Origin of the sequence: Microbacterium xanthum, from assembly GCF_034531355.1 — a bacterium.
Taxonomy (GTDB): Bacteria; Actinomycetota; Actinomycetes; order Actinomycetales; family Microbacteriaceae; genus Microbacterium; species Microbacterium xanthum.
This window is the reverse complement of record NZ_JAWHUE010000002.1, coordinates 806,953-833,201: the sequence shown is the minus strand read 5'-3', so window position 1 is coordinate 833,201 and position 26,249 is coordinate 806,953. Positions and strand designations below refer to the sequence as shown.

Here is a 26,249-nt window from a genome sequence, read left to right as displayed (position 1 = left end):
TCCCCCGAATATTCGGGTGCCGCGTGCCGATTCAGAGAGCCGGCGTCGTACCGGGGGCTGTGCGGTGATTTCGCAGAAATGCGACGGAGGCCAGATTCACGATGACGTGGAACCCTCCGTATGGTCCTTCACTGTACCACCCTTGAAATCCACGGCGAGCATCCGCGCATCCCACGGGGTGTCGACGGCTTCCGCCGCGACAGCAGCCGCCTCGAGCCGTCGGCCCGGCCCATCCGCAAGCACCAGAACGCTCGGCCCCGCCCCCGAGACGACCGCTGCGAACCCATGGTCGCGGAGCGTCCGTACGAGGCGGTCGGTCTCGGGCATCGCCTGCGCACGGTAGTTCTGGTGAAGCTTGTCTTCCGTGGCGGCCAGCAGGAGTTCCGGGCTCTGGGTGAGCGCCGCGATGAGCAGCGCCGATCGCGAGACGTTGAACACGGCATCCTCGCGAGGGACCTGGAGGGGCGCGAGGCTCCGTGCGACGCTCGTGGACATCGTGAACTCCGGCACGAGCACCAGCGGGGCCACGCCGCGATGGACCAACAGCTTCTTGTGCTCGGGCACCCCCTCGTCCATCCACGCGATCGTCAGCCCGCCGAACAGGGCCGGCGCCACATTGTCCGGGTGCCCCTCGAGCTCGGTGGCCAACCGCAGCAACGTGCTCTCGCCGATCTCGACATCACCGGCGAGCAGTCCCTTCGCCGCCAGCAGTCCGGCCACGACCGCGGCGCCCGAGGACCCCATGCCGCGACCGTGCGGGATCACGTTGCTGGCCTGCAGACGCACCCCCGGCATCCGCCGCCCCATCGCCTCGTAGGCGTACCTCATCGACCGTACGACCAGGTGGGACTCGTCGCGCGGCACATCGGCCACACCTTCGCCGTCGACGTGGATCTCGATCGTGTCGGAGTCGTGTCGCTCCACGATGAGCTCGTCGTAGACGCTCAGGGCCAGCCCGAGGGTGTCGAACCCGGGGCCCAGGTTCGCACTGGTCGCCGGAACGCGCACCGACACGGCGCGCGACCCGCCGGGAGTCGTCACGCCGACGCCTCCGGAGCGAGATCGAGCACCGACGCGACCTCGGACGTCGTTGCATCCACGACCGTCGGCTCCACCTGCGACCCGTCCGCGTTGCGGAGGGCCCACTGCGGGTCCTTCAGGCCGTGGCCGGTGACGGTGAGCACGACGCGGGAGCCGGCGGGCACGACACCCTGCTCGGCGCGCTCGAGCAGACCGGCGACACTGATCGCCGAGGCGGGCTCCACGAAGATCCCGACCTCCGCCGCGAGCAGCTTCTGCGCCGCGAGGATGCCCTCGTCATCGATCGCACCGAACCAGCCGTCGGTGGCGTCCCGCGCCTCCAGAGCGAGGTCCCACGAGGCCGGATTGCCGATGCGGATCGCACTGGCGACCGTCTCGGGGTTCTTCACGACCTCACCGCGCACCAGCGGGGCGCTGCCGGCCGCCTGGAAGCCGAACATGCGCGGCACGCGTGTGGCGACACCCCGAGCGGCCTCTTCCCGGTACCCGCGGGAGTAGGCCGTGTAGTTGCCCGCGTTCCCGACCGGGATGAAGTGGAAATCGGGCGCGTCACCGAGGGTCTCGACGATCTCGTACGCCGCGGTCTTCTGCCCCTCGATGCGGTCGGGGTTGACGCTGTTGACCAGGTGCACCGGGTAGTTGTCGGCCAGCTCGCGGGCGATCTCGAGGCAGTCGTCGAAGTTGCCGCGGATCTGGATGAGGCGCCCGTTGTGCGCGACGGCCTGGCTGAGCTTGCCCATGGCGATCTTGCCCTCGGGAACGAGGACGGCGGCGGTGATGCCCGCGTGGGCCGCGTAGGCGGCAGCCGACGCGGAGGTGTTCCCCGTCGAGGCGCAGATCACCGCTTTCGCGCCGTGCTCGACCGCGCGCGAGAGCGCCACGGTCATGCCGCGGTCCTTGAACGAGCCCGTCGGGTTCATGCCTTCGTACTTGACCCACACATCCGCGCCGGTGCGGCGCGAGAGGGCGGGAGCCGGCAGCAGCGGAGTGCCGCCCTCGCCGAGGGTCACCACCGTGGAGGCGTCGGTCGCACCGAGCCGGTCGGCGTACTCGCGGAGGACTCCGCGCCAGACGTGTGCCATGTCAGTCTCCTTCCACGCGCAGCACCGAGACCACGCGTTCGACGACCCCGCTGGAGGCGAGACGCTCGACGGTCTCGCTGAGGTCTTGTTCTCGTGCCGTGTGCGTGCCGATCACCAGGCGTGCGGTGCCGGTCTCGCGATACGCCGCCTCGCCGGTGGGAACCGCGGCGGAATCGTCGTCGCTGATCGGTGTCTGCTCGACAGCGGCGATGGACACGTGTCCGTCGCTGAGCAGCCCCGCAACCGTCGCGAGCACACCGGGCTGGTCCTCGACCTCGAGGGTGATCTGGTAGCGCGTCGTCATCTGTCCGATCGGCACGACGGGAAGGTTCGCGCGCGTGGACTCCCCGACGCCGACACCGCCCGCGATGTGACGGCGCGCCGCCGACACGACATCGCCGAGCACGGCGGAGGCCGTCTGGACACCGCCCGCTCCGGCGCCGTAGAACATCAGGTTGCCGGCGGCCTCGGCCTGCACGAAGACGGCGTTGTTCGCGCCGTGCACGCTCGCCAAGGGGTGCTCACGGTCAACGAGCGCCGGGTAGACGCGCACCGAGATGGCATCGCCGCCGCCCTCGGCGCCGTCGATGAGACGTTCGCACACCGCCAGCAGCTTGATCACGAACCCGGCGTTGCGCGCGGCATCCATCATCTGCTTGTCGATGTGGGTGATTCCTTCGCGGTGGACCGCATCCAACGGCACGGCGGTGTGGAACGCCAGGCTCGCGAGGATGGCGGCCTTCTGCGCCGCGTCGAAGCCTTCGATGTCCGCCGTCGGGTCAGCCTCGGCGTACCCCAGCCGCTGCGCGTCGGCCAGGACGTCGGCGAACTCGGCCCCTTCGCGGTCCATCCGGTCGAGGATGTAGTTCGTGGTGCCGTTGACGATCCCCATGATGCGCTGCACACGGTCGCCGGCGAGCGAGTCGCGCAAGGGGCGGATGATCGGGATGGCCCCGGCCGCGGCGGCCTCGTAGTAGACCGAGGCGCCGACCTGGTCCGCGGCCTCGAAGAGCTCGGGACCGTGCGTGGCCAGGAGCGCCTTGTTCGCCGTGACCACATCCGCGCCGGCGTTGATCGCCGTCAGCAGCTGGGTTCGGGCGGGCTCGATGCCACCCATGAGCTCGATGACGATGTCGGATCCGACGAGCAACGGCTCCGGATCGGTGGTCATCAGCTCTCGGGGGAGGTCGGTGTCGCGCGGCGCGTCGGGGTCGCGCACCGCGATCCCCACGAGCTCCAGACGCGCACCGGCACGATCGGCCAGTTCATCGCCGTGCTGGCGCAGCAGCGCAGCGACCTGTGATCCGACGGCTCCGGCGCCCAGCAGCGCCACCCTCAATCGGCGGTAATCGGTCATGCGTTCCCTTCCGTGGGTGCCGGGACTCCGGCGTCTCGGGCGAGGAGGTCGTCGATGGTCTCCCCGCGCACGATCACCCGGGCGGCGCCGCCTCCGACGGCGACGACGGGCGGGCGCGGGATGTAGTTGTAGTTGCTCGCCAGCGAGAAGCAGTAGGCGCCGGTGGCCGGAACGGCCAACAGGTCGCCCGGTGCGACGTCGCCGGGCAGCCATTCGGCGTCGACGACGATGTCGCCGGCCTCGCAGTGCTTGCCCACCACGCGGGACAGCGCCGGCGGAACGTCGCTGCGTCGCGAGACGATGCGGGCGGAGTAGGCCGCGCCGTAGAGCGCGGTCCGGGCGTTGTCGCTCATCCCGCCGTCGACGCTCACGTACAGGCGCTGCAGGTCGTCGGCCACGGTCACGGGCTTGACCGTCCCCACTTCGTAGAGGGTCACCCCGGCCCGCCCGACGATCGCGCGCCCGGGCTCGAAGGCGAGAACGGGGACGGCGATGCCGCGGGCAGCGCACTCTCGGGCCACGGCCGAGACGATCTCTTCGGCGAGGTCGGCGATCGGGGTGGGGTCGTCGGCCTCGGTGTAGGCGATGCCGAATCCGCCGCCGAGGTTCACCGTCGGGATCTCGCCGCCCTCGAGGAGTCGGGCGTGCAGCCCGATCACGCGCGAGGCCGACTCGGCGAAACCCGCGGCACCGAAGATCTGCGAGCCGATGTGGCAGTGCAGGCCGATGAAACGCAGCGACGGGAGCTCGCGGATGCGCGCCACGGCGGATTCGGCGGCGTCGAGGGCGAATCCGAACTTCTGGTCCTCGTGTGCGGTCGCGAGGAAGTCGTGCGTCTCGGCGTGCACGCCGCTGTTGACCCGCACCGACACGTCCTGCACGACACCGTGGCCCGCCGCGATGGCCGCGAGCCGCTCGATCTCGATGAGGGAGTCGACCACGACCGTGCCGACACCGGAGGTGACCGCACGGGTGAGTTCGACCTCGGACTTGTTGTTCCCGTGCAATCCGAGGCGTTCGGCCGGCGCACCGGCGGCGAGGGCGACGGCGAGTTCTCCGCCCGTGGCGACGTCGACGCTCAGCCCTTCGGCCGTGACCCAGCGGACCGTCTCGGTGCACAGGAACGCTTTGGCGGCGTAGTACACCTTCGCGCGGGTCCCGTGCCGTTCGGCCGCGATGTCGAAAGCTTCGCGGACCTCTCGCGCGCGGGCGCGCACGGCGTTCTCGTCAAGCACGTAGAGCGGCGTGCCGAAGCGGTGCTGCAGGTCGGCGACCGGGACGCCGCCGAAGGCGACGGAGCCGTCGTCGTTGCGCTCGGCATCCGGAGGCCAGACCTTCTCGGCCAACGCGTTGACGTCGGCGGGGGCCGGTGGTGCGGTGGTCGGTTCAGACGTGGCGGACACAGGTGACGATGCCAATCGGTGGTTCGGGGAGCGCGCCGGAGCCGTCGTGGGCTCTCCGGGCGAAGTCGATGCTTGCAGTTTAGAGTACGGGCCGCCTTCGCCCCGGCGTATGACGCCCGCCCGGAGCTCCGCTCCGCCGGACCGAGAAGCCGATCGTGTCGCGAGACGTCACGCGATCAGTCGCAGGTTCCCGGTTCTTGGAGCTGCTCGTCGACCGTGATCGCCCCGTCGACGGCGGCGTCGACGACGATCCGGTCGCCGACGACCGCGATCTCGTCGAGGGTCACACCCGCGGGGAGGTACTCGGCGACGCAGATCGTCCAATCCTGGAGGACGACCGAGGCGATCAGACCGAACTGGTCGCGGACCTGGTCGGCGGTCAGTCTCGCCCCGGCGACCTCGATGCCGGCCGGTGACAGGGCGATCGCCCCCTCCGCCGCGGTGGGCGTCAGACTCACCCCGACCGGGATCTCGAGCCCGAAGACCTCGAAGGAGGTATCGAATCGGACATCCGGTTCGTCCAGGGTCACCTCCGCGTCCGGGAATCCGTCCAATCCCGTCAGCAGCTGCGCGACCTGATCCGCCTCGAGGGTGAGGTCGGCCCCGATGCGGCGCGCGGGCGCGTCCCCGCGCACCGGAACGCCCTCGGCGACGACCACGACGTCGCCGGTCAGCGGCCCGAGCGGGAGATCGTCGCCCGAAACGGTGAGCTCATCGAGCGTCCCGGCGATGAGCTGAGGAAGCACCAATCCGGCGACCGCCACCTCGACCGTCTGATCTTCGGGAAGCTCGAGCGCGTCGGCCACCTGGGCGCGGACGGTGCGGGTGACGGTCTCGCGGGCGACCCACTCCCCCACCACGGCGGCGACGACGGCGAGGAGCACGAACACACCGAGGCCGACCAGCCACGGCCAGACGCGGCGACGGCGGGAAGCGGTCCGCTCGGCGGGAACCGCCCACTCCGGGAGGGGCTCGGTGGGTCGGGTGTCGCCGGAGGACATGTGGCTACATCCGTTCCGGTGCACTCACGCCGAGCAGATCGAGGCCGTTGCGAAGCACCTGGCCGGTGGCGTCGTTCAGCCACAGGCGCGTGCGGTGCAGGTCGCCCACCGGGTCGTCCCCGAGCGGGATCACCCGGCAATTGTCATACCAGCGGTGGTACAGCCCGGCGAGCTCTTCGAGGTAGCGCGCGATGCGGTGCGGCTCGCGAAGCTCGGCGGCGAAGGCGACCAGACGGGGGAACTCCTGCAACGCCCCGAGGAGTGCACCCTCCGTCTCGTGCTCGAGCAGAGCGGGCTCGAACGAGGAACGGTCGACGCCGGAGGCGTGCGCGTTCCGGGAGACGTTGTGCGTCCGGGCGTGGGCGTACTGGACGTAGAAGACCGGGTTGTCGTTGGTGCGCTTGCGCAGGATCTCGGGGTCGAGGGTCAGGGGCGAGTCGGCGGGGTATCGCGCCAGCGAGTAGCGCAGGGCGTCGGTGCCGATCCAGTCGCGAAGGTCGTCGAGTTCGATGATGTTGCCGGCACGCTTGCTGAGCTTGGCGCCGTTGACGGACACGAGCTGGCCGATGAGGACCTCGATGTCTTTCTCCGGGTCGTCACCGGCGGCACCCGCGAGAGCCTTGAGGCGATGGACGTACCCGTGGTGGTCCGCGCCCAGCAGGTAGATCTTGTGTGCGAAGCCCCGGTCGCCCTTGTTGAGGTAGTAGGCCGCGTCGGCCGCGAAGTACGTGTACTCGCCGTTGGAGCGACGGATCACACGGTCCTTGTCGTCGCCGAAGTCGGTCGTGCGCACCCACACCGCGTCGTCTTCGTCGAAGACGTGTCCCTGCTCGCGGAGGCGATCGACCGCCTCGTCGACGAGGCTCGGTGAACCGTCGCCGCCCTTGGCATGCAGCACGCGCTCGGAGAACCACACGTCGAAGTGCACGTTGAACTTCTCCAACGACGACTGCAATTCGGAGAGCTGGAACCCGTAGGCGGCGTCGCGGGCGACGATCTCGGCGTCGGGAGCGTCGAGGAGGTCGGGATGCGCGGCGAGCACGCGTCGGGCCAGCTCGTCGATGTAGGCGCCGGCGTATCCGTCCTCCGGCGTCGGCTCGCCCTTGGCGGCGGCGAGCACGGATCGACCGAAGCGGTCCATCTGGGCGCCGGCGTCGTTGATGTAGAACTCGCGGACCAGCGTCGCGCCGCTGGCCAGGAGAAGACGGGCGATGGCATCGCCGAGTGCCGCCCATCGGGTGTGCCCGATGTGCATCGGTCCGGTGGGGTTCGCGCTGACGAACTCGAGGTTGATCGTGTTGCCGCGCTGCGTGTCGTTCACGCCGAAAGCGGCCCCCGCCTCGACGATGGTCCTGGCCAGGGAACCGGCGGTCGCCGCGTCGAGGCGGATGTTGATGAAGCCCGGGCCGGCGACCTCCACACCCGCGATCCCGTCGACCTCCGACAGACGCTCGGCCACTGCGGCGGCGAAGTCGCGCGGAGGCATCGCCACCGCTTTGGAGAGCTTCAGCGCAGCATTCGACGCCCAGTCGCCATGGTCGCGGTTGCGCGGGCGCTCGAGCGGGAGATCCCCGGGGGTCAGCGCGTCGGCGACGTCGCTCCCGCGCTCCCGCGCGAGCGGGACGATGACGGAGAGCAGCGCGGCGGAGAGGGCTTCAGGATCCATAGGGTCTCCATCCTACGATCGCCGCACGCGCCGGCCGCCTCAGCCGAGGTGGACCGGGCTCAGGAAGTCGTCTGCACCGACGGACTCGACGCCGACCGGATCGAGGTTCCACGCGTCGACGTACAGGCGCGGCAGGCCGACGTTCCCGCCGTGGAAGCTCAGGAATGCGCAGTCGGCCGCATCGCGGCCGGTCGCGATGCGGACCAGGGATCGCCGGTCTGCCAGACGCGTCGCATCGATGACGTACCAGGCGCCGTCGTGGTACGCCTCGGCGACGGCGTGGAAGTCCATCGGCTCGAGCCCCGGGGCGAAGCATGCCGCGTAGCGCGCCGGCATGTCCATCGCACGAAGCAGGGCGATCACGAGGTGTGCGTAGTCGCGGCACACCCCCTGCCCCGTCATCAGGGTCGTCACCGCCGAGTCGGTGCCGTGGCTGAGGCCGGGGGTGTAGGTGGTGCCCGCCGTGACGAAGTCGGTGACGGCGGCGATCAGGTCCGGGCCTTCCAGCCCGCGGAACTGCCGGCGGGCCTGGGAGAACACCTCGTCCGACTGGCAGTAGCGGCTCGGCCGCAGGTAGGTGATGGTCTCGAGGTCGCTCGTGGTGCGGGCGGCCGCGACGCCGTCGACGGTCGCGCAGTAGCGCACTTCGAGCAGGCCGGCCTGTCCGGTGAGCCGGTGCAGCCGGCTGCCGACGTGGTCCACGATCTCGGTCGGCGTGTAGACCCGTTCCCCCTGCGTGAAGGTCAGTTCCTCGCTGACCACCGGCACCCCCTGCGCGGCGGTGACCTGCAGGATCAGGTCGACGGAGGACCCCAGTTCGAGGTCGAGTTCGGCGGTCACCTGGCGTTGCACCGGAGTATCCTCGCATGCCGCGGGGACACTCCGGTGCACACGTCGAACATCAGTCCTCGGTGCTGTCCTGATGCTCGCGACGACGCGCCCGGCGGTCTTCGTTGACGGTCAGCGAGTTGTCACCGGATGCGGTGTGGTCGGGCCGGTCCGGACCCTTGTGCTGAATGTGACCGGGTTCGAGCGTGCGGCGGACATCCTCCGCCGTCACCGTGCCGATCGGGCCCGTCGTCGCCTCCACATACCACTCGGTCAGGGCCGGGTCCTCGGAGTCGAACCACGCGCCGGCACCGTCCCCGGCCGGCACTTCGCTGGTGCCGAAGACGAAGTCGTCACCGTGGTCCTCGATGCCCTTGCGGACACCCTCCTGGATGGCGGCACGCGCATACTTCCCGCGCAGGACGTACGGGTCGGTGCGGAGGTCCTTGGCCCACGCGATCATGATGCCGATCACCACGAAGGAGAAGGGCAGGGCCGAGACGACCATGATCGACTGCAGACCCGACAGCGCATTCTGCCCGCCGGCGAGCAGCAGCGACGCGGCCACGAGCGCGAGCAGCGACCCCCACAGGATCGTCACCCACGACGACGGTTCAGGGCGACCACGCTGCGACATCGAACCCATGACGATCGAGGCCGAGTCGGCGGAGGTCACGAAGAAGATGATGATCGAGATCATCGCCAGCACGCTGGTGACGATGCCGAAGGGCAGTTCGTTCAGGACGCCGAAGAGCACTTCCTCGCCACCGCCGGCGTCACCGAGGGGGATGCCGGAGTCCTGCATGAACATCGAGGTGCCGCCGAAGACGACGAACCACGTGAGGCAGACAGCCGAGGGCACGATGATCACGACGGTGACGAACTCCCGCAGCGTGCGCCCGCGCGAGATCTTCGCGATGAACATGCCGACGAACGGGGTCCACGACACCCACCACGCCCAGTAGTACGTCGTCCAGCTGGACATGAACGCGGCCGCTTCCTCGCCGTCGTTCGCGCTGCGCGAGAGCATCGTGCCGAGCTCGTTGAAGAACTCCACCGCGGCGGCGGGAAGGAAATTCAGCAGGAAGATGGTCGGCCCCACGATGAACACGAACACGGCCAGAAGTCCGGCGAGCACCATGTTGATGTTCGACAGCAGACGGATGCCGCGCTTGATGCCCGAGACGGCCGAGATGATGAACAGCGCCGCCAGGATCGCGATGGCACTGATGAGGAAGGTGTTGCCGACGGGGCCGACACCGGTCACGACCTCGAAGCCGCGCCCGATCTGCAGCACGCCGATACCGAGGGAGATCGCCGTGCCGAACAGGGTCACGATGATCGCGAAGATGTCGATGATCGCGCCCAGCGGTCCTTCGGTGCGCTTGCCGAAGATGGGCTCGAAGATCGCCGAGATCAGCGGCGCGCGGCCGCGGCGATACGCACTGTAGGCGATCGCTCCGCCGACGAGGGCGTAGAAGGCCCACGCGATCGGGCCCCAGTGGAGCATGGCCTGGGCCATCGCGGTCTTCATCGCCGCCGCCGACTCGGGTGCCACATCGAACCCGCTCGGCGGATCGAGGAAGAACAGCAACGGTTCGTACGGGCCGTAGAAGAGCAGGCCGATGCCGATACCGGCGGAGAAGAGCATGGCGATCCACGACGTCGTCGAGAACTCCGGCTCCTCGTCGTCGGATCCCAGGCGCACGCCGCCGCTACGGCCGTAGCCGACCACGAGCATGTAGAGGATCACCACGATCGCAAGCGCCGAGAACAGCCAGGCGAAGTTGGTGCTCACCCATCCGAGAGCCGCACCGCCGACCGTGCTGATGCTCTCGGGCGCCGCGAAGGCCCACACGATCACACCGAGCGCGACGACCGCGGCGAAGATGAACACGCCCCAGTTCATCGGGAACGCACGCCCGGTCTTCTCCACCCCGATCCCCGGGATGAGGGCGGGGTGGACCAAGCCGGGCTTGGTCACCTCCTGGATGACGCGTTTCACACTGTCGGCTCTGGGCCCCTTGGGCTTGCCGCCGCCGGAGGGCGGAGTGCTATGGCTGCCGTCGTTCGTCGGACTGGTCATGTCGATCAGACTCCCGGGTCGTGCGCACGCGACCCGGCGGCCGCGTCGACGCTTGTGTGCGTGCAACGATAGCGAGATCGACGACGAGATCTCACGTCGACGGCGCATTTGGCGCGGATGCCGTCTACCCTCTATGCATGCGCGCGAGCGACCCGACGCCACGCCGCCGCCTGCCCGTGACGGTGCTGGCGGTGGCCCTGGCGATCCTGGCCGTCTCGCTCATCTCGGCCGGGCGGGGTGCGCCTCTGTCGATGGAGGCGGCCGACGAGGACGCGTCGGCCGCGACCACCGGGGCGCCCGGCCCGTTGGCGATCCCCGACGGCGCTCGGGTCCTCGTGTTCGGGGACTCCTGGGTGTACGGCTCGGCCGCGCACGTGCCCACTCAGGGCTTCGCATACGTGGTGTCGGAGTCCCTCGGGTGGGCCGCCACGGTCGACGGTGTGCGCGGCAGCGGCTACCTCAAGGACGGTATCGACGGGCCGGATTACGGCACCCGCATCGCAGCGCTGGAGCCCTCGCTCGACCCCGACATGATCATCGTGGAGGGCTCGATCAACGACCGGCGCCTCTACCCGGACGGGTACACCGACGCCGTCACCGCCGCATGGGACACCCTCGCGGCGACGTTCCCCGACGCGGCCGTGGTGATCCTCGGCCCGGCGCCGCAGATCCTTCCGGTCGAGGCGGCGACCGCGGCCATCGACGCCGACCTCGCGGGCCTCGCCGCGGCACGCGGCTGGTGGTACATCTCACCCCTCGCCGAGGCGTGGATCCGCCCGGCCAACTACTTCGAGGTCATCGACACCGGAGCGGGCAACGACCATCCGTCGACCGCCGGTCATGCCTATCTCGCCGAGCGTCTGGCCGCGTCGCTCGACGCGCTGTCCGAGCTGCCCGAGGTGTCGGCGGAAGCGCCCCTCGGAGGGTGGTAGTCTCGATCGGCACGCCTCCGTAGCTCAGGGGATAGAGCGTTGGTTTCCGGTACCAAAGGTCGCAGGTTCGATTCCTGTCGGGGGCACCAAGGGTTGTACGCGGAACGGGTGTCAAGTCGTACGCGGCACACGTGTGAACGAGAAGAGCCGCCAGCCATCTGGCGGCTCTTCTCGTCCGGCGGGACTCAAGCCGCGCTATCGCAACACCCTGCCCGAATCATGGATCTGACGGCGAGCCTCGTCGATGGTGGCGAGGATCGAGATGGTCTCACCGTGAGTATGAAGCGGCGATTCAGCGCGGCCCTCGTCCACGTATCGCGCTAGGGCGGTCGCTTCCCACGACAGACCGTCGAAACCCACCATGCCGGTCGGATCGTCCCACCGGCGAGTCGCTCCGAAGACGGCTGTGTCGCTCACGGTGAACGACGTCGGCGTGAAGAAGGGCGACGCGAGATCGATCCGCGCGCGGTTGCCGGCTATCGTCGCCACGATGGGGGTGCGTGTGAGCAAGCCCGCGCTCAGGGCGGCATGGGCGTTGCCGTCGTAGCCGAGCGCGATGGTCGCGTAGGCATCCACACCGGTGGGGGTCAGCATGCCGTGCGCGACGATCTCCGTGGGCGCCCCGAGCGTCTCCGACGCGAAGGCGACGGGATAGATGCCGATGTCGCCCAACGCACCGCCGCCGCGTTCTCGACGCCAGATGCGCCGCTCCGGGTCTCGCGGGACCGCCTGACCGTGATCGGCGAGGACAGCCTCGACCTCGCCGATCACGCCGTCGGCGATCAGGCGGCGGATCACGCTCGACTGCGGCAGGTATCGGGTCCACATCGCCTCCATGGCGAAGACCCCGGCGGCACGCGCGGCGTCGAACAGTCGTCGCGCGTCGTCCGCGGACGTGGCCGCGGGTTTCTCCACCAGAACGTGCTTTCCCGCTGCGATCGCGAGCAAGCCGTGAACGACGTGCTCGGATGCAGGTGACGCGATGTAGACGACGTCCACCTCACCCGATGCGACAAGGGCCTCGTACGATCCGAACACCGAGGGGATGTCGAATCGCGCGGCGAAATCGACGGCGCGCTGGAGCGACCGCGATCCGACGGCGACCACTCGCTGATCGGTGAACCGCGCCAACGCCTCGACGAAGGCCGCGGCGATGCCCCCGGGCGCGAGGATGCCCCATCGCAATGAGGGAGCATCGTCGCGGGCGAAGATCTCGGGCTCAGGGAACGCCGCCGGGAGGGTCACTCCCCCTCCACCGGAATCGCGCCTTTCGCCGCGTCCCCGAGGGGCACGGGGTCGAGGAACCAGACGTCATAGGGTCGTTCGAGCAGGTCGGCATTGAGCTCGTTCAACCGCACCAGCGGGGCACCCGCGGCATGCGCGTCCAGGTCGGCGCGAGTGCTCCACCGTTCGACCATCACGACGGTGTCGCCGTCTTGCTCGAGGTGCGCGGCGTAGAGCTCGCACCCGGGCTCGGCGTGCACGAGCGGCGACACCTCACGGAACGAATCGATGACAGCCGGGCCTCTCCCGGGCTTGGCGGTGAGCACGGCGACGACGGTGACAGCCATGATCACACCGTCCGGAAGTCGATGCCGAGAAGGGATGCCGCCGCTCGATAGGTGGCGGAGCGGTGTCCGAGAGACAGGCTCCAGTGATGCCCGACGCCCGTCGCGGACCAGGCGTCGACCCACTCCCCCGGGTCGCGTCCGAAGTCCACGCGACTCGTGGTGTTGCCGATCTCCAGCAGCGGACCGGGGACCACCGTGCCTTCGGAGGCGATGAAAGACAGCGTCCCGTCGCGGTCCTGTCCGAGTCCGAGCAGGGTGACCGGTCCGTGCTGCACGTCGAACTCGACCGACACACCCCACCCACGCTTCCCGTGGTAGACCCCGAGTCCGCGCAGCAACGGGTCACGGGACGACACGGCCAGGTGGGCCGGCCCGTCGTGTCCCATTTCGACGACGTCGTCCTCGAAGTTCAGGGCCTGGATCTCGCAGAACGAGCCCCCGGCGCCGACGACCTGGGTGGCCAGCTGGGCGAGAGTCGTCCGCAGCTCGTATTCCCCCGTGGTCGGGATGCCGCGGGCGGTGAGGAGCGAGGCGCCGAGGATCATTCCGGCACCGAGCCGCTCGTGCTGCTCTCCATCGAGTCCGCGATGGTAGTAGGCGAGCGAGTCGAGGTCGAAGTCCTCCACGAGTCGGTCGAGACCGACCGACACGCGCGCACCCCACGCGAAGTCCTCGTCGACGACGGTGTCATCGAGCGTGAACACGCTGCGGGCCAGGTCCATCCGCGCGGCCGTCTCCTGCTCCGTCACGGCATCCACCCGCACACGCAGGTCGTCGAACTCGAGCACCTCCACGTGCGAGCCGAACGTCACCGGCAAAAGCGTCAGATCGGTCGAGACATCGAGCATGCCCGGGTAGACGTGGCCCATCAGTCCGTGACGTGCGTGGCGAAGTGCCGCACGCACATGCGCCGCCGCGATCCACTGCTCGATGCGCCGCCATGCCGACTCCTGCCGCAGGTGTCCCGACACCGACCGGAACGGGATACCGGCGCGCATGAACACGTTGCCGACCTCGGGCACCGGGCACTGACCGCAGTAGGCCAGCCACGCGCCGGTGTCGAAGGACGCGTGATCCATCTTCTCGGTGGGCTGCAGGTCGATCACCAGCACGGGGGCTCCGGAGCGCTGCGCGATCGGCAAGACCATCGAGCTGGTCAGGTAGGTCGTGAGGAAGAGCACGATGAGGTCGCAGTCGGCCTTGCGCAGCGCTTCTGCCGCAGCCGCGCCCTCCTGCGCATCGGAGATGAACCCGACGTCGGTCACCTCGGCGTCCATCTCGGCGAACCGCTCCGAGACGTACCGAGAAGACTGCTGCAGCTGCGGCAACAGACCCGGGAACTGCGGCCAGTAGGTACCGAGCCCACCGGCGACCAGACCGATCCGCGGCTTGCGCCGCGACTTCGGGGCCAGCACCGAGCTCAGCTCGTTGAGTGCGGTCGTCATATGCACCTTCTTTCGTTGTCGCGGCTATGCCGCGGTCTGTGTCAGGGTCGCGTGGCCGTCGACGGAACGCGCTTTCTCAGCGCGGCGCGCCATAATGAGAAGACCCGCGTCGGGTATCGGCGGTTCGGGAGAGTCAGGGGGAGCTGTTCGATGGCGCGCGCACGGGTTCACATCAGGGATGTCGCGCGGGTCGCTGGTGTCTCGGTGGGCACCGTCTCGAATGTGCTGAACGGGCGGACGACGGTCAAGCCGGAATTGGTGGCGCGCGTCCACGCGGCGATGCGCGACCTGGAGTACGTGCCGAACAGCCACGCACGTCAGCTCTCGTCCGGCGCGAGCAAATCGCTGGGTCTGCTCGTGCTGAGCAACTACGACTCGTTCTTCAACGTCCTCGCCGAGGCGGCCGAGGACGCCGCGGAGAGAGCCGGCTTCTCCGTCTTGCTCGGCGGAAGCTCGCAACGAGCCGAACGAGAGACGCGCTACCTCGATCTCTTCGAATCGCAACGTGTGGGTGGCATCATGCTCGCTCCGATCGACGGCGTATCGCCCCGAATGCGCTCGATCCAGGCCGCGGGCACCCCGATCGTGCTCCTGGGCGTTCCCGATGCCGAACCCGACTTCAGCGTCGTGCAGTCCGACGCGGAGCATGGCGGCTACGTCGCCGTTCGTCATCTCATCGACCAGGGCCGGCGGGACATCCTCATGGCAGGCGGTCCGATGCACCAGGTGCGCGGTCGCATCGACGGCGCGACCCGCGCGGTCGCCGAGTCGCCGGGTATCCGCATGGACTACCTGTCGACCGTCACCCTCACCATCGATGAAGGACGCCGCATCGGCGCGCGTATCCTTGCAACGCCACCGGAGCGACGTCCCGACGGGATCTTCGCCGCCAACGACCTGCTCGCGATCGGGCTGATGCACGAGATCACCCGCGAGAGCGCCATTCGAGTCCCCGACGACCTGAGCCTCGTCGGACACGACGACATCGAGTTCGCCGCCACGGCGCAGGTGCCCTTGACCACCGTACGTCAGCCCGTCGAACGCATGGCGCAGGCTGCCGTCGAGCTGACGGTGGCCGAGATCGCGGCCGGGGCGGGGTTCGAGCATGCGCGACGCGTCTACTCGCCTGAGCTCGTGGTGCGCCACACATCCCGACCGACGTCGGTGGGCGTTCATCGGTAGAGCGCACCGCCGTCGTGGCGCCGGAGCTCGAACTCATGCCCGCCGCGTGACAGATCGCGCACTTCTCCGCCGATGCGGATCCGGGCGCCGTCGGACAGGTCGACCCGGTAGCGGATGAGGTCCTCGGCGGTCTTCTGCCACTCGACCTCAGCGGTGCGGTCACCCGCGAGGTGGGCCAGGCCGGCGACCCGATCGCGTCCGAGATCGTTGACCCGCAGCTCCGCGACGGGCCCGGCCTCATCGACATCGAGATGCAAGCCGAGACCCCATCTCGACATCTGCCAGGTGGGCGCGCCGCCCCAATAGTGGCACTGGCTCCAGCGCTCGTCGAAGACCTCCCACCACGTCGTTGCGCCACGGTCGAGCATCCAGCCCCAGCCGGCACGCCACAGGTCCGCGACCTCTTGTCCCCGACCACAGTCGAGCAGGATCGGGAAGGAGTAGTTCGTGAAATACGGTGTGGCCGCACCGGGGCGGACCTGGCTCGGATCACGCAGGCGATCCGCCGTGCGGTCGAACGGGAAGGCGCGGGAGACGTGCTCCTGGATGTGCTGCGCCGCACCCTCGGGGTCGACGATGCCGCTGTGCACACCGAGAGTCCAGGAATGATACGGGTTCGCCGGGTCGACCATCCACCGTGCCAGCACGCGCGCGAGCCGATCCTCGTCTGCCGCGTAGGTCGAAGCCTGTTCGGGCTTGCCGAGCAGCTCGAGCCATCGTCGCCAGCTGCGCACCGCCTGATGGACGTGGGAGAGGACGGCGAGGTTCGGCTGATCCTGCGGCACGCCGTAGCCCCAGTCGACGAACGACCACGGCAGATGGTGGTCGCCGTCGACGTCGATGCACGCGAGGAGCGCATCGACGTTGGCCTGGGCGCTCTCCTCCAGCTCGCGGAGGATGGCGAGGTCGCCTTCGACCCGCGCGACGTTGATGCACGCGGTCACCCACTGAGCGGCGTAGGTACCCAGATAGAGCACCTCGCCCGGGCCGCATCCTGACACGAGTCCGTCGTCGCGTGCTCCGGCGGCGGAGTGCAACAAGGCACGACGCACGAGCCGCACGTCGCCCCACCCGGCGCTGAGCAGGTGCAGGGCGCTGGAGACGACGTCACCGACCCACTCCCCACGCTCCCGGACCGAATCGATGAGGCTGTCCTCGGCGGTCGCGCGCAACGTGTCCAGTCCCGTCATCCAGATGCGGTCCAGCAGCGGATCACCCGACTCGAAGCGGCCGGTGGGCGCCCCGAGGAAGTCGCGCTCGACGAAGCGGGCCTCTGCCACGTCGCTGTCGAGACCGCCGCGCACACGCACCTCGACGTACCGACCACCCAACGACTGCAGCGGTTCGATGGTGGTCTCGCCGGCGTCGACGGTGAAGTGCTGCAGCATGCGTGTCGGGCCGGCCGACAGCGCGACGACCGGGGAAGGTCGACCGTCGGGGGTCAGTCGTTCGGCGAACCCGACGGTGACCTCCGCACGGGCGGACGAGGTGATCTTCAACGCGACCGACCCCACGCGCACGCGACCGAGATCGTACCGGAACCAACGACCGTCGAGATCGTCCAGCGGATCGGGGTCGTCGTCGGCGAGCAGGAACTGGGTGCCGATGTCGTCGAACTCGTATCCGACGTACGTATCGCGGTACACCCCGGTCGACTGCGGCGTCAGCGTCCGCGACCGCCACGTGGGCAGCGCGATGTCTGCGCACGTGGCCTGGGCGCCGAGCACGGAGAGATCGATCGTCCGCGTTTCCGACCATCCGGCGTGAAGGTCGTCGTCCCACCACGCACCGGTGAACGGAACCGCCTGCCACTCGACCCATCCGAGCAGCGGGCTCACTCGAAGACCGGTGGCGTGGTACTCCTCCAATTCGCGGCCCCGCCACGACAACGGCACCTCGTTGCCGTCATCTGCGGTCAGGCGCACCCAGACGAAGGGGGGCACCGCGGCGGACATGCGCGTGGTGAGGAGCTCTGCCTGCGCATGGAGCGCCAGCCGGTGACGGCCGACGGGCAGGTCGATCGACTGCTCGTGGTATTCCGGAAGCGCGGGCGCATAGCGCAGCGGCCCGTGCACGACGGTCTCGGCGTCGATGCGAAGACGGAAGGCGCCCGACGCCTGTACCGCCAGGCGATACGCCCCGTCGGCGGGAACGACCACGTCCGCGACGAACCCCGCATGCTGGTCGGGACGCGACTGCTCCCCCAGCCAGAATGCGCCGGGGAACGTCGGCTCAAGCGCGCGACGGACCGCACCGGCGGGCCGACCCTCGAGTCCCGAGTAGCCGTGCGGCTCGATCTGCACGCCTTCGACGAGGTCGTGGGTGCTGCGCGGGCTGTCCTGCGGGCGGATGGTCTGTCGGATGTCGACGTCACTCATGAGGGATCTCGCTGTCGTTCAGGTGGCCGGCGGGTGCGATCGGCTCCGGCAGGACGGGTGGAGCGCCGAGCGCACCGTGTGTGGGTGCCGCGGCGAAGCTCGTCGCGATGTGGGCGACCAGCTCTGCCATGAGCTCCGCGCGCACCGCGAGATGGGCGGGATCGTCGTAGAGGTTGCGCCACTCGCGCGGGTCGGCCCGGAGGTCGTAGAGCTCTCCCTGCGCGCCGGCCGTGCTCGGATCGACGAAGAGGATGAGCTTGTAGCGGGGGGTTCGCCACATCCAGGCCGGGGCCGGTTCGTGCATCTCGGCGAACGATCCCGACCGGGCAGCACGCTCCAGCAGGGACGCCCCGGCAGCACCGGGGTGGATGTCGAATCCGGCGGCATGGGCGATCGTCGGATACACGTCGACCAGCGCCGCCGGCCTATCGTCGACGGTGCCGCGCAGGCGCGGCGCGATCGCCGTGCCGGACAGCACCAGCGGCACACGAACGCTGCTGTCGTAGAGGCAGTACTTGGAGAACTGGAAGTTGCGCTCGCCGAGCAGCTCGCCGTGGTCGCTGGCGAAGACGATCAGGGCGTTGTCGAGACGACCGCGCGCCGCCAGCCTGTCGAGGGCCTGGCCGAACAGGGAGTCCAGCCAGCTGCAGTTCGCCCAGTAGCGGAGCGTCGCGAGGCGACGCTCGCGGGGGGTGAGAGCACGCCACGCCTCACGCCATCGCTGGCTGCGGGCCCCGAGGAAGGGCGAGTTCTCGTCGCGCACCCGGATGTGGTCGTAGCGCGACTCATCCCACGGCGGGATTTCCAGGTCGGGGATCTCGTCGATGTCGTACAGCGACTCGAACTCCGCGGCGGGGTTGTGTCCGGCGTGCGGTTTGACGAAGCTGAGGTAGAAGAAGAGCGGCTTGTCGGTGTCGAGATCCGGGCAGGAAAGCCACTCGAGCGCCCGTTCCGCGATCCAGCCGTCGGGGTGGTTGCGCGTCGGGATGGTGGAGGTGGCGCCGAGGTACCCTACCGGCTCTTCCTCGCCCGGACCGTATCCGCGGGTCATGTCGAGGTAGGCGGCCCGTCCTTCCGGATCGTCCTCCTCCTGCCAGCCGATCGCACCGACCTCGAGCCCGAGATCTCGTGTTCCGACCACCCGCACGTCGAAGCCCCGGGTCGAGGGGGTTTCGGGGGTGCGTCCCCAGTGCGTCTTGCCGAAGCCGGCCGTGAGGTAGCCGGCGTCGCGCATCGCCTCGGCCAGAACCGGGGCGGCGATGGCGTCATCGCCCGGAGTGGCCGATTCGTTCGAACGCACCCCGTTCTGCGACGGGTACATCCCGGTCATCAGGGAATGACGACTCGGCACGCACATCGGCGCCTGACAGGTCGCCTGGGGGAAACGGATCCCGGACTGGATCAGCCGATCCAGGTTCGGGGTCTTGACGAGGGGGTTCTGGACGCCGAGGGCGTCCCAACGCTGCTGGTCCGTCATCAGGAAGATGATGTCGGGCCTGTCATCCGCGGTCATCGTGGATACCTTTCAAGAACATGGCACGCTCACGCGGGCCGGTGCGTCGGTCACGACAGCGGTCACTCGAGGCCGGAGCCGACGATTCCGCGGGTGAACCAGCGCTGGAACAGCACGAAGACCAGCAGGACCGGGATCATGGCCACGACCGCGGCCGCGAACCCGACCGACGGCGAGATATTGCTGAACTCTCCCTGCGCAAGGGGGGCGAGGGCGAGGGTCAGCACGCGCGTGTCGGGTCCGGGAGCGGCCACGAGGGGCCAGATGTACATGTTCCACGCGGTGAGGAAAGTCACCACCGAATAAGACGCGATCACCGGCTTGGCCAGGGGAAGCGCGATCGAGAAGAACGTGCGGAACCACCCCGCGCCGTCGAGCCGCGCTGCCTCGATGAGGCCGCCCGGGAAGGTGACGAAGAACTGCCGGAACAGCAGGATGCCCAATGAAGCATGCCCCACGACCGGCAGGATCAGTCCGGCGAAGGAGCCGACCAAGCCCAACTCGAGCGTCACGATGAACGTCGGGATCAGGGTGAGGTTGGCGGGGAGGAAGATCGGCACCACGAACATGGCCAGCAGCACGCCGGCGCCGCGGATTCGGATCTTCGCCAGCGCGAAACCCGCGGGCAGACAGATCGCCAGCTGAAGCACGAGCACCGATATCACGAAGATGAAGGTGTTCAGGACCGTGCGCGGTGTCAAGTATGCCCAGGCATCGGCGTAGTTTTCCCACACCAGCTCGCTGGGCAAGAGCTTCGGCGGGTACTGCGAAATCTCCTGGAAGGACATCAGCGAACCCGACAGCAGATAGAGCAGCGGGAAGGCGGTGATCAAGCCGAAGACGACGATGGTCGTGTATCGGCCGAACCGCATGGTCGTGGGTTTCATCGGGTCGACCTCGATCCCAGGACGCGCCCCAGGGCGACGATCCCGACGATGAGCAGAAGTTGGAAGATCGACAGGGCGCTGGCGTAGCCGACGTCCTGGAAACTGAAGGCCTGTTCGTATGCCAACAGCGCGAGGCTCCGGGTGGCGCCGAGAGGACCGCCACCGGTCATGATCAAAGAGACGTCGAGAGAGTTGGCGACGAAATTGATGACTTGCAGCACGACGACGACATATGTCGTCGGCATGACGTTCGGCCAGGTCATCGACCACAGCATGCGCCACGGTCCGGCGCCGTCAAGTGCCGCCGCGGAGTAGATGTCCTCGGGGACACGCTGCAGTCCGGCGAGGTAGAAGATGATCACGATGGGCAGGGCGAGCCAGATCATCATCAGCACCAGCGACGGCAGCGCGAGCACCTCGCTGTTGAGGAAGTCGACCGGGGGAAGTCCGAGGAGCCGGAGCAGGGCCGCGATCGGACCCTGTCGAGGGTCGTACATGAACGACCACAGCACGGCCGAGACCGCCACCGAAAGCACCACCGGCACGAAGTAGAGAACGCGCAGGACCGGGACCCCCGGCATGTTCACGTTGATCAGCACGGCGAGCATGAAGCCGACGAGTATCGTCGGAATGACGCCGAGGAAGACGTACTGGATGGTCACGCCCAGCGCCTGCCACATGTCCGGGTCGGCGAACAATCGGCTGTAGTTGTCGAAACCCACGAAAGTCGGGGGATTGAAGAAATCCCACTCCATGAAGCTGAGGGCGATGCCGACCACGGCGGGAATGATGACGAAGACGGTGAACATCACGATGGCCGGGGTGAGCATGCCCCAGGCCGCCATGACGTCGAATCGGCGCGCTCGGCCGCCCGCCGGGCGCGGGGGTTTCCCCGCGCCCGAACGAGTGACGATGCGCTGTGTCGCGCGGGTGTCGGTCATCACGGAAGGAGGGCGTTGAGCTCGTCCTGTGCGGCGGTGAAGGCGACCTCGATCGACTCATCACGCAGCATGACCATCTGGATGGCTTCCTGAAGGGCAGGCAGCACCTCAGGCGCGACCTCAGCCGGGTAGGGCTTCTGCAGGATGGCGTCCTCGATGGAGATCTGGACGGCCGGCACGAAGTTCGACGGTACGGGCGGCGGGTCCTGCTGCCAGGTACCGTTCTCGATTCCGTCGGTGGTCGCCGGAATGACGCCGTCGTCCTTGGCGACCTCGAAGCCGCCGTCGACCGAGTAGAACCACGCGAGGAACTCCCACGCGGCGCTCTTGTTCTCGGACTTCTCGCTCAGTGACAGCGAGTAGGCGCCGCCGCCGGTGGTGCGCACCCCGTCGATGATCGGCATGGGCGCGACATCCCACTCGCTCTGCATCTGCTCGCGCAGGGCGGCGATGCGGGCAGTCGAGGCCACCTCCATCGCGGCCTGCTCGCTCGGGAAGAGATTCTTGCCGGGGTCGTTGGCCAGCGCCGAGTAGGGCACGCCGAACCCGTCCATGTAGGGCTCGAGGAGAGTGGTCCACGCTTCGATCCCCGCGGCGTCGGCGAAGATGAACTCGCCTGCCGCCTCGTCGTACATGTCGCTGCCGTAGGCGCGGATCACCGGGTACCACTGGAAGGGGGTCTCCGCCACACCCAGCGGGGTGACGATACCGTACACGTCGCCGCCGGACCCGTCATAGATCGTGCGTGCGGCGTCGTACATCTCCTCATAGGTCCAGTCGTCGGTCGGCAGCTCCGCACCGTACTCCTCGAACTGGTCGATGTTGTAGACGATCACGCCGCTGTCCGCGCTGACGGGAAGGCCGGTGATACGACCGTCCTCGGTCTCGAACAGACCCAAGAAGTTCGGGGAGAATTCGGCGGAGTCGAGGCCCGAACGGCCCTCCCCGAGCCATTCCGACATGTCCCAGAGAAGTCCGTTCGAGTCGAGGGTCTGGTTCAGTCCGCCGGTGTTGAACAGGACGTCGGGAACGGAGTCGCTGAGGTTTTCCGTGGCGAGCTGCTGAATGTAGTCCGCCGGGGATTCGGCCACCGACTGCACGGTGACCTTGATGTCGGGGTGAGACTCCTCGAAGACCTTGGCGTACTCCTCGAACTGCGGGGTGAGCGACGCGATCATACCCACGCGGATCTCACCGCTGGCTTCCGACGGGTCGGTGTCGTCGGTTGAGGAGGAATCCCCCTCGGTCGAGCATGCGGCGAGCGAGACCGCGAGAGCGAGTGCTCCGGTGCCGGCGACGAGCCGGGATGCTGACTTTCTTGTGGTGGCCACTGTGACAACCTTCTTTGCTTGGGACAGGGATCCGATCATCAATGAATCGGTTCACGAGACGGTAGCAGACAAGTGGCCGATTCGCCTAGCCCCGACACGACCCGAAGGCGACTCGCGTATTGCTTCAGCGTAAAAACGGACGAAACTCCGCTTCTCTCGCCGCGCGTATGACATGATGCAGAATATGAACCGGTTCACAGACGAACTTCAAGGACCCGGCCCGACGATGGACACGCCTCCGCGACCCAACCTCGTGTTCATCTTCTCCGACCAGCAGTCACGCGACATGCTCGGCGCTTACGGACTCAGCGACGTCAAGACGCCGTACCTCGATCGACTCGCCGAGAACGGGCTGCTGTTCGACCACGCCGTCTCCAACTCCCCCGTCTGCACCCCTGCCCGGAGCATGCTGATCTCGGGCGAGCACCCGTTCTGGAACAACTGCTTCACCAATGACCGGCGCCTCGCGACCGACCTCGGCGAATCGTTCGCCGAGGTCACCGGCCGGCACGGCTACCGCAACGGCTATGTGGGCAAGTGGCACCTCTACGGCGGCGACCGGAATCGACCGATCCCGGCGGGCCCCGACCGTCACGGCTTCGACGACGAGTTCCTCTCGAACAACTGCGCCGTCAACTACGACCCCGACAACGCGTTCTATTGGGACGGCGACCGGAAGGTGCTCTTCAACTGCTGGGAAGTGGAAGGGCAGACCGATCAGGCGGTGCGGTTCATCGAGGACCAGACGCCCGACGACCCCTTCACGTTGTTCGTCTCATACCACGCACCGCACAATCACAACGGCGGAGACGACGCGAAGTACACCTCGTTCGATGCCCCCGAGGAGTTCAAAGACCTCTACGACCCCGAAGATCTGACTCTCCGCCCCACCGTCCCGGTCAACGAGCGGACGCGTCTCATGACGCAGGGCTACCTCGCGCTCTGCAGCGAGGTCGACACGAACGTCGGTCGCATCCTGACCGCTCTCGAGGAGCAGGGCCTGCGCGAGAACACGATCATCGTGTACACGAGCGATCACGGCGAAACGTTCGGGGCGTTCAACAACCACGCCCACAAGTCCAGCCCCGAGGACGTGTCAGCCCGTGTTCCGCTGATCATTTCCCTGCCCGACGGAATGGTCGCACCTCGGCGCTCCGAGCTCATCGTCGGGACGATCGACCTGATGCCGACTCTCCTCGGCCTCATGGGGCTGGACATCCCCGACCACGTGCACGGCAAGGACCTGTCGGGGGCCATCCTCGAGGCGGACGACGACGCGGTCGAATCGGCGCCGATGTTCTATTTCACGACGCCTTGGCGCGGCGTGTACACGAAGGACTGGACCTACTCGATCGAGAACATCGATCGCGCGAACCCACGCGAGATCAATCGCGAAGGCGACGTCGGGCGCACGATCCTCCTTCGTCGCATGGACACTCTCTTCCGCCGAGCGGATGATCCCCACCAGCTCGACAATCACTTCGGGCGGATACCGCTGCCCGGGGTGCCCGGGACCGAGGAGATCCAGGCGTACCTGCACAAGAAGACCGAGGAGTGGCTGGCTTACTTCGAGGACCCCTTCCCCGACCAGCACGAGCTGTGGACATACGTCGACTCCGACACCACCCCGCCCATCCACCGGATGCGTGAGCTGAGCCCGATGACGCGCGGTCCTCAGCCCCGATGAGCACCGGCGCGAGGATCACGCCGGGACAGCCGTGGCTCGACACGTCAGGGAAGCGAATCCACGCTCACGGCGGATCGATCATCGCCGTCGACGGAGTCTTCTACTGGTATGGCGAGAACAAGGAGCACTCGTCGCCCGGCAGCGGAATCTGGCATTGCGGTGTGCGGTGCTACTCGTCTGTCGATCTGATGACCTGGGAGGATCGCGGGCTGATCATCCCGCCGTCCGATGATCCGACGTCGCCGCTGCACCCGTCGCAGGCATTGGACCGTCCTCACATCGTCTTCAACGCGAAGACCGGAAAATATGTGTGCTGGGTGAAGGTGATGACCCCCGGGGTCGGTCAGCGATCGACCGTGCTCACGGCCGACACTCTTCTCGGGCCCTACACGATTGTGCGGTCGTGGATGCGTCCGTTGAACATGAACGCAGGTGACTTCGACCTGGTGGTCGACCCTGTCGACGGACGGGGCTACTACTACTTCGAGCGGGTCCACTCCGAGATGATCTGCGCTGACCTCGCCGATGACTACACCGCGGTAACGGGCCAGTACTCGACGCACTTCCCGCATCCGCATCCGCCGGCGGTGCGAGAGGCACCGGCGCACTTCACCCGCAACGGGCTTCACTACCTGGTGACCTCGGGGACGACGGGTTACTACCCCAACCCGAGCGAAGTGGCTGTTGCCCCGACGTATCACGGCCCGTTCACGGTCCTCGGTGACATGCACCCCGAGGATGAGAGTCGTTCCTCCTTCCAGTCGCAGATCTCCTCGGTGTTCCGCCATCCCGGGAAGCGCGACCTGTACATCGCCCTCGCCGACCGGTGGCTCCCCCACTACCGTGAGCACGGTGCGATCGCACAGCGTGCCTTCGCGGCGCACTTCGGACCGAGTGGCCCGGGCGGGCCGATCGAGGAGCTGACCGTGACCGATACGTCGAAGGCCGACTACGTGTGGTTGCCGCTGACGTTCGACGGCGAGCGCCCCTCGATCGCATGGCGCGACAGCTGGAGTCCTGACGAGTACGAGGACGCCTGATGGGCACCTCGGTGACACCTCAGACGCTCCGCGGCCACATCGCAGAGGGCTGCGGGCGCTTCTCGACCGCCGATGCGCGCGACGATGCCAACGCCCTCACCACCATCCGAGCCGCCTACGACGCCGGCGTGCGCGTGTTCGACACCGCGCGCGCGTATGCGACCGTCGACGACGATCTGCACAATGAGCACCTCCTCGCCGAGGCGCTCCGCGGGCGGGAGGACGTGGTGATCATGACCAAGGGCGGCCACTTCCGTACCGGACCCACCACCTGGGGGATCGAGAACACAGTCGATCGCGTTCGGCGCGACGTCGAAGCGAGCCTTCGCGCACTGGGGCGCGAGCGTCTCGACATGTATTACCTGCACCGCGCCGACGGCGCCGGCGACCTCGAAGGCGTCTTCGTTGCGCTGGAGGCTCTTCGACGCGATGGCACGATCGGCGCCATCGGCATCTCCAATGCCACCGTCGAGCAGATTGACCTCGCACGCTCTGTGTGTCGCCTCAGCGCCGTGCAGAATCGCCTGGTGGCCGTCGAGCGCACCGCCGAGCTCGCTCACGCTGAACGCCACGGGCTGGCCTTCTTCGCATACTCGCCGCTGGGCGGGCCGGCACACGCCCGTGATCTGCCGGCACGCCTTCCGGCGCTCGCCTCGCTCGCCCGTGAACGTGGCGTGGGGGTGCACCGCCTGGCGCTTCGCGGGATGCTCGCGAACTCGCCGGCGCTCTCGGTGATCGTCGGGATGGGAACCCCCTGCCGAGCGGCTGAGGGCGCCGCTGCGATGACCGAGGAGTGGGATGCCGCATGCGCTACGGCCTGGAAATCCGACACCGCGCGGGCATGAAGGCCGGCCCGCGCGTGCCCGACGTCACCAGCC

The 26,249-nt window shown here is 68.2% G+C and carries 21 protein-coding genes and 1 tRNA gene; 6 read left to right on the top strand and 16 right to left on the bottom strand.

Features of this window, described 5'->3' with window-relative positions; all coding sequences use genetic code 11:
• Positions 1-96 precede the first annotated feature (96 nt).
• The 8 genes from thrB to RZO50_RS09295 all read right to left on the bottom strand — a co-directional run bounded on the left by thrB (position 97) and on the right by RZO50_RS09295 (position 10,464).
• Positions 97-1,041, bottom strand: coding sequence for a homoserine kinase (gene thrB / locus RZO50_RS09330; RefSeq protein WP_322599435.1), 945 nt, complete (start codon positions 1,039-1,041; stop codon positions 97-99).
• A complete protein-coding gene (thrC, locus tag RZO50_RS09325; protein ID WP_322599434.1) occupies positions 1,038-2,123 on the bottom strand; it encodes a threonine synthase in 1,086 nt (361 codons plus the stop codon). Before thrC ends, thrB begins: the two co-directional genes overlap by 4 nt.
• A gap of 1 nt (position 2,124) precedes the next feature.
• On the bottom strand, positions 2,125-3,480 hold the full coding sequence (locus RZO50_RS09320) for a homoserine dehydrogenase (protein WP_322599433.1): 1,356 nt from the start codon (positions 3,478-3,480) through the stop codon (positions 2,125-2,127).
• Positions 3,477-4,883, bottom strand: a complete 1,407-nt coding sequence (gene lysA, locus RZO50_RS09315; protein WP_322599432.1) for a diaminopimelate decarboxylase — start codon at positions 4,881-4,883, stop codon at positions 3,477-3,479. The genes RZO50_RS09320 and lysA overlap by 4 nt, the downstream gene beginning before the upstream one ends.
• A gap of 176 nt (positions 4,884-5,059) precedes the next feature.
• Positions 5,060-5,884 (bottom strand): LmeA family phospholipid-binding protein, encoded by an 825-nt coding sequence (locus RZO50_RS09310; RefSeq protein ID WP_322599431.1) that lies wholly within the window; start codon positions 5,882-5,884, stop codon positions 5,060-5,062.
• 4 nt (positions 5,885-5,888) lie between these two features.
• On the bottom strand, positions 5,889-7,550 hold the full coding sequence (locus tag RZO50_RS09305) for an arginine--tRNA ligase (protein ID WP_322599430.1): 1,662 nt from the start codon (positions 7,548-7,550) through the stop codon (positions 5,889-5,891).
• 39 nt (positions 7,551-7,589) lie between these two features.
• A complete protein-coding gene (locus RZO50_RS09300; RefSeq protein WP_322599429.1) occupies positions 7,590-8,402 on the bottom strand; it encodes a transglutaminase-like domain-containing protein in 813 nt (270 codons plus the stop codon).
• Between the two features lie 49 nt (positions 8,403-8,451).
• On the bottom strand, positions 8,452-10,464 hold the full coding sequence (locus RZO50_RS09295) for a BCCT family transporter (RefSeq protein WP_322599428.1): 2,013 nt from the start codon (positions 10,462-10,464) through the stop codon (positions 8,452-8,454).
• A gap of 137 nt (positions 10,465-10,601) precedes the next feature.
• Here RZO50_RS09295 and RZO50_RS09290 point away from each other — a divergent pair, with 137 nt between their 5' ends.
• Both RZO50_RS09290 and RZO50_RS09285 read left to right on the top strand, forming a co-directional pair.
• Positions 10,602-11,396 carry an SGNH/GDSL hydrolase family protein gene (locus tag RZO50_RS09290; protein WP_322599427.1) on the top strand — a complete coding sequence of 265 codons (795 nt, stop codon included), beginning with the start codon at positions 10,602-10,604 and terminating at the stop codon, positions 11,394-11,396.
• 13 nt (positions 11,397-11,409) lie between these two features.
• A tRNA-Arg gene (locus RZO50_RS09285) sits at positions 11,410-11,485 on the top strand.
• 106 nt (positions 11,486-11,591) lie between these two features.
• On the opposite strand, the gene RZO50_RS09280 is transcribed toward RZO50_RS09285, so the two are convergent.
• The 3 genes from RZO50_RS09280 to RZO50_RS09270 are packed head-to-tail and all read right to left on the bottom strand — an operon-like array spanning position 11,592 to position 14,412.
• Positions 11,592-12,641, bottom strand: coding sequence for a Gfo/Idh/MocA family protein (locus RZO50_RS09280; protein ID WP_322599426.1), 1,050 nt, complete (start codon positions 12,639-12,641; stop codon positions 11,592-11,594).
• Positions 12,638-12,967 (bottom strand): putative quinol monooxygenase, encoded by a 330-nt coding sequence (locus RZO50_RS09275; RefSeq protein ID WP_322599425.1) that lies wholly within the window; start codon positions 12,965-12,967, stop codon positions 12,638-12,640. Before RZO50_RS09275 ends, RZO50_RS09280 begins: the two co-directional genes overlap by 4 nt.
• Positions 12,968-12,969: 2 nt before the next feature.
• A complete protein-coding gene (locus RZO50_RS09270; protein WP_322599424.1) occupies positions 12,970-14,412 on the bottom strand; it encodes an L-fucose/L-arabinose isomerase family protein in 1,443 nt (480 codons plus the stop codon).
• A 150-nt stretch (positions 14,413-14,562) separates the two neighbouring features.
• Here RZO50_RS09270 and RZO50_RS09265 point away from each other — a divergent pair, with 150 nt between their 5' ends.
• Positions 14,563-15,594, top strand: a complete 1,032-nt coding sequence (locus tag RZO50_RS09265) for a LacI family DNA-binding transcriptional regulator (RefSeq protein WP_322599423.1) — start codon at positions 14,563-14,565, stop codon at positions 15,592-15,594.
• On the opposite strand, the gene RZO50_RS09260 is transcribed toward RZO50_RS09265, so the two are convergent.
• From RZO50_RS09260 to RZO50_RS09240, 5 genes are all read right to left on the bottom strand, one after another.
• Entirely contained in the window at positions 15,585-17,972 is a 2,388-nt protein-coding gene (locus RZO50_RS09260) for an alpha-L-rhamnosidase-related protein (RefSeq protein WP_322599422.1), read from the bottom strand. The genes RZO50_RS09265 and RZO50_RS09260 overlap by 10 nt on opposite strands.
• Positions 17,965-19,485, bottom strand: a complete 1,521-nt coding sequence (locus tag RZO50_RS09255) for a sulfatase family protein (RefSeq protein WP_322599421.1) — start codon at positions 19,483-19,485, stop codon at positions 17,965-17,967. Before RZO50_RS09255 ends, RZO50_RS09260 begins: the two co-directional genes overlap by 8 nt.
• 62 nt (positions 19,486-19,547) lie before the next feature.
• Positions 19,548-20,372: a carbohydrate ABC transporter permease gene (locus RZO50_RS09250; RefSeq protein ID WP_322599420.1), complete on the bottom strand. Its 825-nt coding sequence runs from the start codon at positions 20,370-20,372 to the stop codon at positions 19,548-19,550.
• Positions 20,369-21,313, bottom strand: a complete 945-nt coding sequence (locus RZO50_RS09245) for a carbohydrate ABC transporter permease (protein ID WP_322599419.1) — start codon at positions 21,311-21,313, stop codon at positions 20,369-20,371. Before RZO50_RS09245 ends, RZO50_RS09250 begins: the two co-directional genes overlap by 4 nt.
• Positions 21,313-22,644, bottom strand: a complete 1,332-nt coding sequence (locus tag RZO50_RS09240; RefSeq protein WP_322599418.1) for an ABC transporter substrate-binding protein — start codon at positions 22,642-22,644, stop codon at positions 21,313-21,315. Before RZO50_RS09240 ends, RZO50_RS09245 begins: the two co-directional genes overlap by 1 nt.
• Before the next feature lie 184 nt (positions 22,645-22,828).
• On the opposite strand from RZO50_RS09240, the gene RZO50_RS09235 reads away from it, so the two are divergent.
• From RZO50_RS09235 to RZO50_RS09225, 3 genes are read left to right on the top strand one after another with little or no spacing between them, the layout of a single operon-like run.
• Entirely contained in the window at positions 22,829-24,331 is a 1,503-nt protein-coding gene (locus RZO50_RS09235) for a sulfatase family protein (RefSeq protein ID WP_322599417.1), read from the top strand.
• The gene (locus tag RZO50_RS09230; protein ID WP_322599416.1) at positions 24,328-25,371 is read left to right on the top strand and encodes a family 43 glycosylhydrolase; all 1,044 of its coding nucleotides are present in this window, start codon (positions 24,328-24,330) and stop codon (positions 25,369-25,371) included. The genes RZO50_RS09235 and RZO50_RS09230 overlap by 4 nt, the downstream gene beginning before the upstream one ends.
• Positions 25,371-26,216, top strand: a complete 846-nt coding sequence (locus RZO50_RS09225) for an aldo/keto reductase (RefSeq protein ID WP_322599415.1) — start codon at positions 25,371-25,373, stop codon at positions 26,214-26,216. Before RZO50_RS09230 ends, RZO50_RS09225 begins: the two co-directional genes overlap by 1 nt.
• Positions 26,217-26,249: the final 33 nt, after the last annotated feature.

What these genes read in the sequence shown, in the direction of transcription:
- RZO50_RS09235 (WP_322599417.1), top strand. Translation starts at nt 22,829, where the DNA reads ATGAACCGGTTCACAGACGAACTTCAAGGACCCGGCCCGACGATGGAC.
- RZO50_RS09255 (WP_322599421.1), bottom strand. Translation starts at nt 19,485, where the DNA reads ATGACCGCGGATGACAGGCCCGACATCATCTTCCTGATGACGGACCAG.
- RZO50_RS09275 (WP_322599425.1), bottom strand. Translation starts at nt 12,967, where the DNA reads ATGGCTGTCACCGTCGTCGCCGTGCTCACCGCCAAGCCCGGGAGAGGC.
- RZO50_RS09265 (WP_322599423.1), top strand. Translation starts at nt 14,563, where the DNA reads ATGGCGCGCGCACGGGTTCACATCAGGGATGTCGCGCGGGTCGCTGGT.
- RZO50_RS09320 (WP_322599433.1), bottom strand. Translation starts at nt 3,480, where the DNA reads ATGACCGATTACCGCCGATTGAGGGTGGCGCTGCTGGGCGCCGGAGCC.
- RZO50_RS09225 (WP_322599415.1), top strand. Translation starts at nt 25,371, where the DNA reads ATGGGCACCTCGGTGACACCTCAGACGCTCCGCGGCCACATCGCAGAG.
- thrC (WP_322599434.1), bottom strand. Translation starts at nt 2,123, where the DNA reads ATGGCACACGTCTGGCGCGGAGTCCTCCGCGAGTACGCCGACCGGCTC.
- RZO50_RS09250 (WP_322599420.1), bottom strand. Translation starts at nt 20,372, where the DNA reads ATGAAACCCACGACCATGCGGTTCGGCCGATACACGACCATCGTCGTC.
- RZO50_RS09295 (WP_322599428.1), bottom strand. Translation starts at nt 10,464, where the DNA reads ATGACCAGTCCGACGAACGACGGCAGCCATAGCACTCCGCCCTCCGGC.
- RZO50_RS09290 (WP_322599427.1), top strand. Translation starts at nt 10,602, where the DNA reads ATGCGCGCGAGCGACCCGACGCCACGCCGCCGCCTGCCCGTGACGGTG.
- RZO50_RS09270 (WP_322599424.1), bottom strand. Translation starts at nt 14,412, where the DNA reads ATGACGACCGCACTCAACGAGCTGAGCTCGGTGCTGGCCCCGAAGTCG.
- RZO50_RS09305 (WP_322599430.1), bottom strand. Translation starts at nt 7,550, where the DNA reads ATGGATCCTGAAGCCCTCTCCGCCGCGCTGCTCTCCGTCATCGTCCCG.
- RZO50_RS09260 (WP_322599422.1), bottom strand. Translation starts at nt 17,972, where the DNA reads ATGAGTGACGTCGACATCCGACAGACCATCCGCCCGCAGGACAGCCCG.
- RZO50_RS09310 (WP_322599431.1), bottom strand. Translation starts at nt 5,884, where the DNA reads ATGTCCTCCGGCGACACCCGACCCACCGAGCCCCTCCCGGAGTGGGCG.
- RZO50_RS09230 (WP_322599416.1), top strand. Translation starts at nt 24,328, where the DNA reads ATGAGCACCGGCGCGAGGATCACGCCGGGACAGCCGTGGCTCGACACG.
- RZO50_RS09245 (WP_322599419.1), bottom strand. Translation starts at nt 21,313, where the DNA reads ATGACCGACACCCGCGCGACACAGCGCATCGTCACTCGTTCGGGCGCG.